Source organism: Kiloniella sp., assembly GCF_048259265.1.
In the GTDB taxonomy this organism is placed as follows: domain Bacteria; phylum Pseudomonadota; class Alphaproteobacteria; order Kiloniellales; family Kiloniellaceae; genus Kiloniella.
On record NZ_JBLXHT010000010.1, the window covers coordinates 16,046 to 29,727 of the forward strand.

The following is a 13,682-nucleotide window of genomic DNA, read 5'->3' on the forward strand; positions in this document are numbered from 1 at the left end:
TACAAGGCGCTGGAACATAAAGTGGTTCCAGCGCTTTTTTTATGGATAAAATCTGTTTATAAAATTTTGCACTGTATTTTTGTGCATAAAAAAAGCCTCGGCTGTTTCAACCGAGGCTCTTTATTTTTTGGTGTTGATTTTGCCTAGCTTTTTTCTTTAGGAGCAAAATCACCTGATTGTACTTTTTCGCGAAGCTTGCTGTTCAGTGCAGAAAGATCACCACCAAGACCTTTCAAAGCCGACGTGTAATCTGATCTGTAGGTGGATCGCAGGCTAATGCCTTCGGCAGCAATATCGGTAATGATATAAGACGAGGATTCGTCTTTCTTTTCTACGCGCCACAAAATCTGTGCGGGTTCCCCGTTTTCTGTTTTCACTGTGCTGAAGACAATGAAAAAAGATTTTTTCGGGACAACCTTGGTAACTTTAAACTCTGAGCCTGCATATTGATTAAAAGTCGGCAAAAAGCGTTGAACCATGACATCTTCAAATATTACCGTGAATTCATCACGATGTCCTGTTTCAGCTTTGCGCCAATACTTGCCAATTACAAAGCGTGCGATACCTTCAACATCGAAATTTTCCTTTAGAAGAATGCGGAATTGTTTTTCTCGATCTTCTAAGGAAACATCTTCGTTTGATAGTTGGGTAATGGCTTTTTCTTGCAGGGCTTTTAGGAAGAGACCTGCGTCATCGTCTGCATGTACCGTGCCATTAAAGGCGGTCAAACAGAAAGCAGCCCCCACAAGGAGGGCTGCGATGTTTTTTATAAAGCAAGTAATGTGCTTCATGGCTTATTCCACAAGAGAAACTTGATCATCATCTTCAGGGAAGATGTCTGTTAATCCTGGCGCTAATGTTGGTTCTACGTCACCATCATTAATTTCGTTTTCGCGTTTCTGATGGTACAGCGAACGAACCCGGGCATAGAAATCAACTGAATCACGCTCTAGTTCATCAAGTGTTTCAATGTTACGTGATCTTTTGTCGATGCCATCTGTTACCTTACGTGCAATCAGAACTTCTGTTTTTGCAACATAAGTCAATGGGTCAAGAAGCGCGTCACCGATTAGGCCAACACCATCACGAACGTTGGATGGACCAAGAATTGGAAGAACCAGATAAGGACCTTCAGGAACACCCCAAGTACCCATGGTCTGACCAAAATCTTCAGAATGATATTCTAGACCGGTTTGACCCGCAACGTCTGCCAAGCCACCGGCACCAGCAATTGTATTCACCAAGAATCTTGCAAAAGTATTTTCTGCCTTCTCGATATCACCTTGAAGAAGATCATTCGCAAGAATTACAGGTGAGTATGTGTTTCTGATGAAGTTTCGAACAGAATCACGAATAGGTGATGGGACAATGAAACGGTAGCCTTCTGCAACTGGGCGGAAGATTAGCGTATCTGCTGCATCGTTAAACGCAAAAATAAAGCGGTTAACCGTTTCAATTGGATCGTTGTCACCTTCTTCAACTGCAGCAGAGCTTTCAGTCTGCGCCCACTGGTCATCAGTGGTGGCATTCGCTTCATCCTGCAGCGTTGAATTTGGCTTGCTTGCACAGCCTGTCACAAAAATAGCAACAGCTGTAAAAGCCACCAAACGTTTAATTAGTCGAGAATTAATCTCGGACAAAATACCTAACCCCACGACATTTCGCCTATCATTTGTTTCTACGGTCATAACACTTGTCCACCAGAGACCCCCCTGACACTCGCTCGATATACGTTGGTATCTCAAAGCAAATGCATATGAACAAAACAAAAATACTTAATGCTCTTAAAAGGTAAAAAACAATACGTTCTTTTAAAGAGTACAAAACTTAGTATGGTTGAGTATCACAGGCTTGATAGCAAAACCAGTCATAAGAGTAATAAAATGCGGGAGAAGAAATGTACTGTTGCATTTTTGCATCATCATCCTTTGATTTGTTTTAAATTTTAGAAAAACAAGGCTTGCGAATCTTTGTTAGCGTAATGTTTTATTAATCTTTTTTCGCAATGTGGTTTTTAATGGATTCGTTACGCATTGTGTTGTTTTCTTATTTATCGATTAGAGGAATATAGGCGTGATTAATTCGAACGAGGTAATGCCCCTGATTACTTTTGAAGGGCGCGTTCCGTCCGAATGGCTTGATTATAACGGGCATATGAATGTTGCTTATTATATGCATGTTTTTTGTGATGCGACGGATGCTTTTCTAGAGTTTTTCGGTGTGACTGAAGGCTATCGACAGGAAAAAAGATATTCGACCTTCGTGGTTGAAAATCATGTGAACTATGTAAAAGAACTACACCATGGTTCGAATATGAGAGTTGAAACAAGGTTGCTGGGGTTTGATCGTAAAAAGATGAGCTACCATCATTCACTTTATAGTGTTGATGCGGGGTATTTAGCCGCGACGTCTGAATGGATCTCTCTTCATGTGGATCTGGAAAAACGGGCCTCTTGTGAAATGCCGGATACATTGGTTTGTAACCTGAGTGATATATACGAAGCTCAAAAGGACATGCCCTTGCCTGTTAATATCGGGCGATCAATAATGTCATGGGATAATAAATCCTGATCCGTTTATCCTAGTCTGTATCTTGCGTCTAAATTGCGAAAGGGGAGCAAGTGAAATTGAATTTACTTGAAGTTAGGCCTTTGATTTCTAACATTAAGGTTATGAAAAAAAGTCTTTGTCTCGCGATTCTCGTTTTTACCTATTTTCAATCTTCCTCTGTTGTTCTCGCAGCCTGTACAGATCCGGCAGGGGCTGATGTGGATTGGCAACGGTGTAATATGGACGGCTTGAACTTGGATAATGTCGATCTTTCCGGTTCTCATTTACGAGGCGCGAGCTTTTTGCGTGGCTCGCTTGATCGCGCTGATCTTAATAATATTTCTGCCTTTAGGGCCAAATTTGTCAGTGCTTCATTGGTTGAGGTCGATTTTTCAAAAGCTTCGTTGCCCGAAGCTGACTTTACCAAAGCAGATCTACAATCTGCTAATTTCACCAAAGCAAATTTGAAACGTGCCCGGCTTTTTAAAACAAATTTAAGAGGTGCCAATCTGACCAAGGCAAAAATAGAGGGTGCCGATTTAACAAAGGCTGATTTGTCCGGTGCAACGTGGGTCGATGGAAAAAGAATTTGCGCTGAGGGATCGATAGGACGCTGTAAATAGTATTTTTGCGAATACATTTAGCCAGTCTGTTTTAATGCTACTCATTTTTTATGCGAGCCAGTTTTAATTAAAGTGTTTCATGTGCTGTTTTAGGTGATTTTATAAAAAAATACATTGTTCTGGTGGAACTATAATTTCCATAGCGTTATAACGGTTATTAGAACGACTAAATACTTTAGCTGTGGTGGCGGTCCTGCTTAACTCAATTTGCACTTCTTTTTTACCTCTGGGGATAGGTAAAGGCATAATCTGTATGATTGGTTTGTGCCCAAACATTATCTTTAGCTTTCTCGCGAAACGGGGCCAGTATGTCCAAAGATAAAGCCCCCCGATTGTCTCCGATACTACAGATCAAGCAATTCATACAAAATGAACAGGTCATTCTATCGTCTTTGGCTGTCATCATTGGTGTGGCTGCCGGGCTTGCTGCAATGGCATTTCGCCATTTTATTGATCTTGTTCAAATGCTTTTTTACGGCTTTCAAGGCGAAAAGGTATCTACTGGGATCGCAGGGTTACCATGGTGGCAGATTGTTCTGGTGCCTGTTATTGGGGGAGGGATAGTTGGGTTATTCATTCGATACTTTTTGCCAGATGGTAAACCGCAAAGTGTCCCCCATGTAATCGAAGCAACTGCGCTTAAGGGGGGACGTATGTCCTTGAGCATAGGTATTCGAGCTGCGATTGCATCTGCCTTTTCAATCGGTGTTGGTGCCTCAGTGGGACGTGAAGGGCCTGTTGTTCATCTTGGTGCATCAATTGGTGCTTGGCTTTCCAAAAGATTACATCTTGGTTATTCCCTTTTTCGCACACTTTTGGGGTGTGGTGTTGCGGCTGCTATCGCGACGTCCTTTAATGCGCCTATTGCGGGGGTGTTTTTTGCTCTTGAAGTTGTCGTTGGTCACTATGCGCTTTCCGCTTTTGCACCAATTGTGATCGCGTCTGTTGTGGGTACGATCATTAGTCGTATTTACTATGGCGATTTTCCCGCCTTCATTTTGCCCAAGGCACTGTCATTGTCGTCGTTTTGGGAATTTCCTGCCTTTGCTCTTTTAGGGATTATTTCGGCGTTAGCAGCGATCGCTTTTATGTGGGCAATTATTTTTGCGGAAGACACATTTAAAAAGTTAAACGTTCCTGTTTGGGTGAGGCCAATGGTCGGGGGACTGGCTTTGGGGGTTCTGGCGCTTGTCTTCCCTCAAGTCCTTGGGGTTGGTTACGAGGCGACAGATGCAGCTTTGTCCGAGCTTTATCCCTTGTGGCTGTTGTTGGCCTTGATTGTGATTAAAACTATAGCCACAGCTATCTCGCTAGGATCTGGGTTTTCTGGTGGGGTCTTTTCGCCATCAATTTTTCTGGGGGCTATGGTCGGTGGCGCATATGGAATTATTGCCACCAGTATTTTCCCTGAACTCTCGTCCGGAACCGGGGCTTATACAGTAATCGGAATGGGTGCGGTTGCCGGGGCGGTTCTTGGTGCGCCGGTTTCGACTATTTTGATGATCTTCGAACTGACAAACGACTATGCCTTAACCATTGCGGTGATGATCGCGACTTCTCTTGCGAGTGTAATTACGCAACAAGTTCATGGGCGTTCATTTTTTATGTGGCAGCTTGAAAGAAGAGGGGTTGAGATTCGTGGAGGACGAGAAGCAAGCCTGATGCGCTCGATAACCATATCGCATATGGTGCATAACGAAGTTTCAACCGTCGAAACGACTGCCAATTTGAATCATGTCAGGGAAAAAATTAGGAAAACAAGGCTTGGGCAGGTCTTTGTCGTGGATGAAGATGCGCACTTCAAGGGATCGATTAGCTTTATTGAATTGGCGGACGGTCTGGATCTTCAAGAGGAAAAAGGCGTTGCCCTAACTGCATTGGATATTGCGAGAACCAAGGCTGTGCAGCTAGAAGAGAATTCGAACATCGAACAGGCACTCCAGGCTCATGGCGCAAGCGGTGAAGTCTATATTCCTGTCATTGATGAAGAGGGTATTCTTAAGGGCGTTCTACACGAACACGACGTTGCGCTTGCTTATAAAAAAGCGATGGAACAGGCGCGCGCAGAAGAGCGTGGTGACATGTAATTGATTCTGCCTAAAAATGATTTTTCTACAAATAAGGGCTGAGAACGATATGTCGTCTCAGTCCTTATTTATTTATCTGAATACTCCCGGAAATTAGTCTTCCAAAAGATATCCTGCTTTGAGAGGTTCTTTGCCGGCAACTTTCCCGACCACAAGACCGGGTTTCACGGCTTTATGCTGGCGGCGCGTAAAGAATATACCGTCGGTTCCTGCATATATTGGAGTACGCGATTGGGTTGGATCTTCTGCGGCAGGATCAATCAAGGTAGCAATTTGATCACCCTTTTTCACAATGTCACCCAATTCGCGACAATAGGTCACAAAGCCTGCGCCCGGAGAGGGAATGATCTCGCATGCGTCTGTACCTGTTGCTTCACACAATGGTGCGAGTATCGGACCTGCGTCGCCTTCGATCAGGCCGCGGCGAATGAAAAACTTAAAGAGAGCCTCAGCATCTTTTGCCCCGATCTCGTCTGATACATCTGGGCGTCCGCGATGTTCGACAGTCATTGACATTGTGGCCTGTGGGATGGCTGCATCCGGGAAGAGGCGGGAAAGTTCAGCCCACGGGCGTGTGTATACTTCATCAAAGCTACCACCGCCGGAATTTTCGGCCATCATGACGGCTGTTGCGCCAAAATCAGCAGCAAAATCCTGACAGTCTGGCCAGTTGAGGTCAGAAATATAAAGATAGGGAAGAGATTCGTCGTCACAGTGCAGGTCAAAGACATAATCAGCGCGAGCGGCTTCTTTCGTCAGTATTTTGCGAAGGCTGGAAAATTCACTTGTCGGCGTAACCTGGTCCAAAACATCCTGCATGGTTGCGCGGATAAGTTTTACATTCGCGTCTTCATTTTTACCAAGTTTACCAACAAGGCGATCTTGTATCATTGCTGTCAGGTCGTACCAACCACGGTTAAAGTTACCTTCACCGCCACGGTGAACGCGCCCTAAAAGAATGTCGTCTTCAAATTGATCCAGGCCGATCGGATTGGCAAAGGGAACAATAACGATCTCACCTTTTAATAATCCCTGTTGGTCCGCTTCTTCCAGACGTTGCAGAAGGTGATGAGTACAAGCCATCGCCGGAGTTTCATCGGCATGTAGGCAAGCCTGTACATAGGCAATCTTGCCATTAGTACCTGCACCGTAACGATGCATGGTTACAACCCGTTGTGTACTTGGTGTTTCAGAAAGTAGCGCGTGGCGCTCTGTAATACGGGCCATGTTTTTTTCCTGTATATTCTTGTGATCCGGACTTTTGCATAACATAAAGAGTTGTTTGATCTTTAGGTCAAGAGCTAAAAGTGGATGAGCTTGTTGAGAAGCTGCGCTATAAACCAATCATGATAGACGAATCGCAAATGCAAAACGACGGGCTACCGCCCTATCTTACTGGTCTAAATGAATCGCAGATGGATGCCGTTCAGACCACGGATGGACCTGTTCTTGTCCTGGCTGGAGCCGGGACGGGGAAGACGCGGGTTCTAACAACACGCCTTGCTCATATTCTGGCGACGGGAAAAGCTTTCCCCGGCCAGGTTCTTGCCGTGACCTTTACCAATAAAGCAGCGCAAGAGATGAAAGAGCGTGTTGCTTCGATTCTGAATGAACCAACCGTAGAGCGTTGGTGGCTAGGTACCTTCCATGCCATCGCGGTTCGTATGTTGCGGGCCCATGCAGAAAAGGTTGGGCTTGGATCTGATTTTACGATTATTGATACGGATGATCAATTGCGCTTGGTGAAGCAGCTTTTGAAAGAGAGCAACCTCGACGACAAAAAATGGCCACCGAAATCGGTTCTCGGCGTTATTCAGCGCTGGAAAGATCGAGGGCAAACGCCAGATCATGTTTCCGCAAGTGAAGCCAAAGAGTTTGCGGGCGGGCGTATTCACAAGATTTACCAGAACTATCAGCAGCGTATGAAAGAACTTAACGCCTGTGATTTTGGGGATCTGCTGTTACACACTCTGGTGATTTTTCAGACCTATAAGGATGTGTTGGCGGATTATCATCGACGTTTTCATTATATTCTGGTCGATGAGTATCAGGATACCAACGTGGCGCAGTATCTTTGGTTGCGTCTTTTGGCACAGGGGCACCAAAATGTCTGTTGTGTCGGGGATGATGATCAATCCATCTATGGGTGGCGCGGTGCTGAGGTTGGTAATATCCTTCGTTTTGAAAAAGATTTTCCCGGTGCAAAGGTTGTTCGTCTGGAACGGAATTATCGTTCGACCGGGCGTATTCTTGCCGCGGCTTCCTCTGTCATTAGCCATAATGAAGGGCGTCTAGGCAAGACGCTTTGGACGGATGATGACGAAGGGGAAATGCTTCGCGTCCGGGGGCTTTGGGATGGCGAAGCCGAAGCCCGGTTTGTCGGTGAAGAGACAGAAAGCTTGCAACGCCAAGGACAGTCGCTGGATCAGATAGCGGTTCTTGTGCGCACAGGCGCAATGACCCGCGAATTTGAAGAACGCTTTTTGACCCTAGGCATTCCCTATCGAGTTATCGGTGGTGCGCGTTTCTACGAACGTATGGAGATCCGTGATGCCCTGGCTTACCTGCGCCTTGTGAATTCAGCGGATGATAGCCTGGCTTTCGAACGAGTTATTAACACACCGAAAAGAGGTCTTGGCCCAGCAGCGGTCAGTGTGGTTCATCAACTGGCCCGCCAGATTGAGACATCGCTGTTTAAAGCAGCGCAGGAAATTGTTGAAACGGACGAGCTACGTCCGGCTGCGCGTAAGTCCATGGCCGGGTTTGTTGCGCAGGTCGACCGCTGGCAGAGCTTGAAAGGTGATATGCCGCATCCAGAGTTGGCTGATCTAATACTGGAAGAAAGCGGCTATCTGGAATTCTGGCAGAATGATAAATCAGTTGAAGCCAAAGGGCGTGTTGAGAATTTACGCGAGCTAGTAAATGCTTTGGGGGAATTCGAAAGTCTTCCTGATTTTCTTGAGCACGTCAGTCTTGTGATGGATACCAATAGTAAACAAAATCAGGAAATGGTTTCAATCATGACCTTGCATGGGGCCAAGGGGCTTGAGTTCGAAACAGTTTTCCTTCCGGGCTGGGAAGAGGGGTTATTTCCGAACCAACGTGCAATGGATGAGCAAGGCCTTAAGGGGTTGGAAGAAGAAAGGCGTCTGGCCTATGTCGGGTTAACCCGTGCCAGAGAACGCGCCATTATTTCCTTTGCTGCCAACCGACGTATGCATGGGTCTTGGGCTTCGGCGATTCCGTCAAGATTTGTTGATGAGCTGCCCCATGAACATATTGAGCGGGAAAGTGATCGCGGTATCTATTCTGCGCCGTTAGAGCCATCTTATGGTGGTTTTGGTTCCGGAAACAAAGGTTGGCAGGATAATGATCGCACAAGCCCAGGGATGCAACGTGCGCGAAGCTATTCAGGGGGCGAATCAAAGCTTGTCCGACAAGCAGCGCAAAAAGTTTCGGAAAGTAAAAGCGGTTTTGGACGCGGAGAACGGGTTTTCCATCAAAAATTCGGCTATGGGATGGTCACTTCGGTTGAAGGTGAACGTCTAACAATTTCTTTTGAGAAGGCTGGAAGCAAAAAAGTTCTGAGCAACTTTGTGGTTCCCGCCGAACAGGCAGGTATGTAATGAGAGAAGATAATTCCGCAGTTTGGGTTGTTGCCCTTGACATAAAAGAGGTCAACTTACCTATCTATGAGCTTGCTCTGGAGCCTCTTGATGGTGCAATCGTTACAACAAACCCTAATGAATCTGGGATTGTTTCCGTTAAAGTATATGTCGATGGCAAGCCATCTGATGAGCAGGTTAACCGCATCCTGAACAGCACGGCCGAAATTATTGGTGGTGATGTTCCGACTGCTATTATTGAGCAACTTCCTGATGTCGACTGGGTTGCAGAAAGTCAAAAGGCTTTGCCGCCAATTGTGGCAGGCAAGTTTTTTGTGCACGGATCTCATGTAACAGAGCAGCCACCGGAAGGTTCTGTTCCTTTATTGATTGAGGCTAATGTTGCGTTTGGTACTGGGCAACACGACACCACCAAGGGTTGTCTAGTTGCCCTTACTGATTTGGCCGAAGATAAAAAAGTCGTTAATGCGCTGGATATGGGGTGTGGGTCTGGAATTCTATCCATGGGAATTAAAATCCTTTGGAACTGTCCAGTGCTCGGCGTGGATATTGATGCTGATTCTGTGCGCGTGGCATTGGAGAATGCTGAGCTGAATAATATATCCGATATCACAGGTGTTTGCGGTGACGGGTATAATGCACCGGAAGTTGATGCACGTGGTCCTTATGACTTGATTGCGGCGAATATTCTTGCGGAGCCGCTCTGTCAGATGGCGCCTTTATTGGAAAAGAACTTGGCAGAAGGAGGTGTTGCCGTGCTCTCTGGATTACTTATTACGCAACAGGATAAAGTTGTGAAAGCGCATGAGGATCTGGGGCTGAAGGTTATCCGAGAGCTTCACTTGGGTGAATGGTCGACACTGGTTTTATCAAGGTAATCCTTGATGTAATAATCCAAAATAAAAGGAAAGGCCGATGTTTATCTAACATCGGCCTTTCCCTTTTATGGGTATTAAATTTTTCAGGGTATTAAAAAACGCGCCGGAGCTTCCGGCGCGTTTCAACAAGTAGAGCTGCAAGCAAAAGGGGGATTATGCTGCGCGATCTACTTTGCTGTTGTTTTCAGCTTTTGTTTCCTGTGTTGAAACAAAATCAGAAGAAGAAAGGAAAGAGAAACCTGGCTCAAAAGTTTTGGTTTCTTTTTCTGCTGCTTCTGCATAAAGGCTGTTTACAGTTGCTTCGATGTTACCGCGGCTTAGGCCAATGTCTTTTAGTTCGCGATCATTTAGATCCCAAAGCTGACTGACAGTTGCACGGCGTTCCATGTAGTTTTTGAAGCCCTGCACAAGTCCAGAGATCGCAGCATAGATGCGGTATGTTTTTGTATAACGGTGTGGCGCTACAGTTACGAATACAGGCTGGTTAGCAATTTCGTTGGCCGCGAATACGAATTTATCTTCTCTCATGATCATTTCTCCTAGATCAGTTAATGCGGCCGACTATGTCTTTCTATTGCCGCTGTGTTGTTGCAGTATATCTAGCTCATAAAATTTTTTTCGGTAGCGGTTATTCTGCACCACAGCCATGCATTTTGAGCATAATTTAATTTTTTTCGATTTAACTTATTGAAATTAAATTATTTTAAGTTATGCAAAAGCAAGTGTTGTTATGCTTCTGTTGCTCGGTTAATCTGCTGAAAATCAAATTGTATATTGTATAAGGATTAAAAAATGCCTGAAACGGCTACTCTTGATCATGAATTTCGTCTTAAAGCTTTGCGTATCCAGTTGGCTAATGAAGGTGTGGACGGCTTTATCGTTCCGAGAACTGACGAACATCAGGGGGAATACGTTCCACCCCAAGCTCAGAGACTTGGATGGTTAAGTGGGTTTACGGGGTCGGCAGGGCTGGCGACCGTTCTTATGGATAAGGCAGCGATCTTTGTGGATGGTCGTTATACAATTCAGGTGCGCCAAGAAGTTAGTGAACACCTTTTTGACTATCAGCATTTGGTTGAAGAGCCTGCCCATAAATGGCTGGAAGAGAATGTATCTGCAGGTATGCGTATTGCCTATGATCCTTGGTTGCAAAGTGAAAACCAGATCAAAGCCTTACGAAAAGGTGTTGAAAAAGCGGGGGGAGAACTTGTTCCTCTTTTAGAAAATCCGCTTGATAAGGTTTGGCTGGATCAACCTTCTCGTCCCTGCACTAAATCCATGCCTTATGATTTGAAGCATGCGGGGAAATCTTCGCGGGATAAGAGAGAAGAGATAGGTAAGCTGCTTACTAAATCAGAAGCCGATTGTGCCGTTCTCAGTCTGCCAGACTCTGTTGCGTGGCTCTTGAACGTGCGCGGTGAAGATGTGGACCATACGCCATTGGTGCTTTCCTTTGCTGTTGTCCATGCCGATGGAAATGTGCAGTGGTTTGTGGATTCTCAAAAAGTAACAAGCGAAACCCTTGCGGCATTGGACAATCAGGTTGAAGTTGCCGAGCCGGGAACTTTGGAAACGCGTCTTGAAGCTTTTGCGCGCGAAGGTAAAAGAGTTCTGGTTGATCCTGCTACTTGCCCGGAACGTATTACAGCATTGCTAGAAAAAAGTGGTGCAAATCTTGTGCGCGCTATGGACCCGGTGAGCTTGCCAAAGGCCAGAAAGAATACATCCGAACTGGATGGTATTCGTGCTGCCCATATTCGTGATGGTGCTGCGATGGTGCGCTTTTTAAAGTGGGTAACTGAAAGTGCAACGGAACGTGCCGATACCGATAATCCCGTCACCGAAATGGAGGCTGTTCATAAGCTTCTGTCTTTCAGGGAAGAGGTACCACTGTTCAAAGACTCTTCGTTTGATACTATTTCCGGTGCGGGACCAAACGGTGCCCTCTGTCATTATAAAGTGAGTGATGAAAGCTCTTTGCCGCTTAAAAGGGATGAGATTTTTCTGATTGATTCTGGCGGGCAATATCTGGATGGAACAACCGATATTACCCGTACGGTTATTATCGGCACGCCGAATGCAGAAATGAAAGATCGTTTCACGCGCGTTCTTATGGGGCACATTGCGCTATCTACGGCGAAGTTCCCCAAGGGAACAAACGGTATTCAGCTGGATAGCCTCGCGAGACGTCCGCTTTGGGATGCTGGTCTCGATTATGACCATGGAACGGGGCATGGCGTGGGGTGTTTCCTTGGTGTTCATGAGGGACCTCAGCGTATTGCCAAGGCTTCGTCGCCAGTCGCTTTAGAGCCGGGTATGTTCTTGTCTAATGAACCCGGCTATTACAAAGTGGGTGAGTACGGTATTCGTATCGAAAACCTTATTATCGTTCGCGATGCCGGAAAAGTGGTTGGTTTAGACATTCCACTGTATGATTTTGAGACAGTAACGTTGTGTCCGATTGATTTATGTTTGATAGAGCCAGCCTTAATGAGTGCGGGTGATATCAAATGGTTGAATGACTATCATGCCTGGGTCCGTAAAGAGTTGACACCTTTGTTGGATGCTGAGCACGTTGCCTGGTTAGAGATGGCAACGAAAGCGATTTAAAAGCATGTAAATGATGCCCGTTCTCTAACCTGTATCAGGCGAGGACGGGCACTGCTGACGGAATTTCACCATCATTGTTCTTATGTAAATTGTTATATTGGTGTGGCTTTATTCTGTTTGCGTATCCATGTCAGGAATTTTTTTAAGTGCGATGGAATTACTCCCAGTTTGTAAACAAGATGGTATCCGGTGTTTTCGTTACTTGTCAGCGAGAATAATTCAACAAGCTGCCCACTTTTAATGTCGTCCTGTACCCAGTTTGACGGAAGTACACCCAATCCTTGCCCGTCGCGAATGGCATCTTTTGTCAGATATCCTGATAGATGAATTTTCGCATGGTGTGCGTGGAAATCAATTTCATGTTGTTTTAGCCAAAAATGCCATTCTGAATGGCGATCATCTATGTCGCAAACCCAAGGTAATTTGGTTAGATCCTTGGGTGATTTTATTTGAATATTCTCTATGAGCTCAGGTGATACAACGATGCTGGTGTAACTGGGCATCAGTTTTTCCACTTGAAAGCTTGGCCAATTTCCTGTGCCATACCGTATGGCAAGGTCATAATCATCCCGTCGGAGATCGACAACGTCACTGTTAGCATTTAACAATATTTCGACATCGGGATGCCGTTTGCGAAAGTCTCCGAGCCTTGGCATCAGCCAAAAGTTTACAAAGGTTGGTGTCATGGTAATGCGAAGGGGGCGGTCAGTCATGCTGTCTTTGAGGTCTTTGACGGCATCGTCGATAATATCAAAGCTTTTGCTAAGCTCTGCGCCAAGACGAAAGCCCGCCTCTGTCGGCACAACACCACGTCCTTCGCGCTGGGTTAAGGTTGCTCCAAACCATTCTTCCAGCCGTTTTATTTGTTGAGCGACGGCCGCATGGGTCACGTTCAGTTCTTTGGCGGCATGACTAAGATTATGGTGTCGCACAACCGCTTCGAAAGCGCGAAGGCTGGAAAGGGATGGAAAATCACGCATGAAATGTAATAAAAACTAACATAATGAGATTTTTCCTGATTTGAATTTAAACTCGTTTCGCCTGATATTGAAGATAATAGTTATCTGGAAGGAATGGATCAATGATAAATGTTCTAGGAAAAACTTACATTTTAGCTGCGCGGTTAGAAAGTCGTAGCGTGCGTTATGAAAGCAAAAGCTCTGGGCTGGCAAAGGTAAACTTTAAAGCAGAGAAGCTAAGAGCGCAGAAAAAGGTGAACTGGAAGTTCAAGTCGAGAAGCCTTATGAAGTTTTTTGGCGTTTCTTCTGAATGCCCTTGTCATTAAGGGCGGATAGTTTTCTTGGTATC

General features: G+C 45.5%; 12 protein-coding genes. 7 read left to right on the forward strand and 5 right to left on the reverse strand.

Annotated elements, in window-relative coordinates:
• Positions 1 to 143 precede the first annotated feature (143 nt).
• Both ACN0QW_RS15215 and ACN0QW_RS15220 read right to left on the reverse strand, forming a co-directional pair.
• Positions 144 to 791, reverse strand: a complete 648-nt coding sequence (locus ACN0QW_RS15215) for an MlaC/ttg2D family ABC transporter substrate-binding protein (RefSeq protein WP_417432496.1) — start codon at positions 789 to 791, stop codon at positions 144 to 146.
• Positions 792 to 794: 3 nt separating this feature from the next.
• Positions 795 to 1,688 carry a VacJ family lipoprotein gene (locus ACN0QW_RS15220; RefSeq protein ID WP_299380826.1) on the reverse strand — a complete coding sequence of 298 codons (894 nt, stop codon included), beginning with the start codon at positions 1,686 to 1,688 and terminating at the stop codon, positions 795 to 797.
• Positions 1,689 to 2,073: 385 nt separating this feature from the next.
• Between ACN0QW_RS15220 and ACN0QW_RS15225 the strand changes: the two genes are divergently transcribed.
• The 3 genes from ACN0QW_RS15225 (at position 2,074) to ACN0QW_RS15235 (ending at position 5,260) form a co-directional block, all read left to right on the forward strand.
• Complete coding sequence (locus tag ACN0QW_RS15225) at positions 2,074 to 2,571, forward strand: thioesterase family protein (protein ID WP_417432499.1); 498 nt, start codon at positions 2,074 to 2,076, stop codon at positions 2,569 to 2,571.
• A 50-nt stretch (positions 2,572 to 2,621) separates the two neighbouring features.
• Positions 2,622 to 3,173, forward strand: a complete 552-nt coding sequence (locus ACN0QW_RS15230; RefSeq protein ID WP_299380828.1) for a pentapeptide repeat-containing protein — start codon at positions 2,622 to 2,624, stop codon at positions 3,171 to 3,173.
• 308 nt (positions 3,174 to 3,481) lie between these two features.
• The gene (locus tag ACN0QW_RS15235) at positions 3,482 to 5,260 is read left to right on the forward strand and encodes a chloride channel protein (protein WP_417432501.1); all 1,779 of its coding nucleotides are present in this window, start codon (positions 3,482 to 3,484) and stop codon (positions 5,258 to 5,260) included.
• Positions 5,261 to 5,353: 93 nt separating this feature from the next.
• Here the strand turns inward: ACN0QW_RS15235 and ACN0QW_RS15240 are convergent, their stop codons facing one another.
• The gene (locus ACN0QW_RS15240) at positions 5,354 to 6,487 is read right to left on the reverse strand and encodes a succinylglutamate desuccinylase/aspartoacylase family protein (protein ID WP_417432503.1); all 1,134 of its coding nucleotides are present in this window, start codon (positions 6,485 to 6,487) and stop codon (positions 5,354 to 5,356) included.
• A 119-nt stretch (positions 6,488 to 6,606) separates the two neighbouring features.
• Between ACN0QW_RS15240 and ACN0QW_RS15245 the strand changes: the two genes are divergently transcribed.
• Both ACN0QW_RS15245 and ACN0QW_RS15250 read left to right on the forward strand, forming a co-directional pair.
• The gene (locus ACN0QW_RS15245) at positions 6,607 to 8,886 is read left to right on the forward strand and encodes an ATP-dependent helicase (protein WP_417432765.1); all 2,280 of its coding nucleotides are present in this window, start codon (positions 6,607 to 6,609) and stop codon (positions 8,884 to 8,886) included.
• Positions 8,886 to 9,764, forward strand: a complete 879-nt coding sequence (locus ACN0QW_RS15250; protein ID WP_417432505.1) for a 50S ribosomal protein L11 methyltransferase — start codon at positions 8,886 to 8,888, stop codon at positions 9,762 to 9,764. The genes ACN0QW_RS15245 and ACN0QW_RS15250 overlap by 1 nt, the downstream gene beginning before the upstream one ends.
• A gap of 153 nt (positions 9,765 to 9,917) precedes the next feature.
• Here ACN0QW_RS15250 and ACN0QW_RS15255 read toward each other — a convergent pair whose 3' ends face one another.
• Positions 9,918 to 10,292 (reverse strand): DUF1127 domain-containing protein, encoded by a 375-nt coding sequence (locus tag ACN0QW_RS15255; RefSeq protein WP_417432507.1) that lies wholly within the window; start codon positions 10,290 to 10,292, stop codon positions 9,918 to 9,920.
• 264 nt (positions 10,293 to 10,556) lie between these two features.
• On the opposite strand from ACN0QW_RS15255, the gene ACN0QW_RS15260 reads away from it, so the two are divergent.
• Positions 10,557 to 12,374 (forward strand): aminopeptidase P family protein, encoded by a 1,818-nt coding sequence (locus tag ACN0QW_RS15260; protein WP_417432509.1) that lies wholly within the window; start codon positions 10,557 to 10,559, stop codon positions 12,372 to 12,374.
• 92 nt (positions 12,375 to 12,466) lie between these two features.
• Here the strand turns inward: ACN0QW_RS15260 and ACN0QW_RS15265 are convergent, their stop codons facing one another.
• Positions 12,467 to 13,354, reverse strand: a complete 888-nt coding sequence (locus tag ACN0QW_RS15265; protein WP_417432511.1) for a LysR substrate-binding domain-containing protein — start codon at positions 13,352 to 13,354, stop codon at positions 12,467 to 12,469.
• 101 nt (positions 13,355 to 13,455) lie between these two features.
• Between ACN0QW_RS15265 and ACN0QW_RS15270 the strand changes: the two genes are divergently transcribed.
• Positions 13,456 to 13,659 carry a hypothetical protein gene (locus ACN0QW_RS15270; protein WP_417432513.1) on the forward strand — a complete coding sequence of 68 codons (204 nt, stop codon included), beginning with the start codon at positions 13,456 to 13,458 and terminating at the stop codon, positions 13,657 to 13,659.
• Positions 13,660 to 13,682 lie beyond the last annotated feature (23 nt).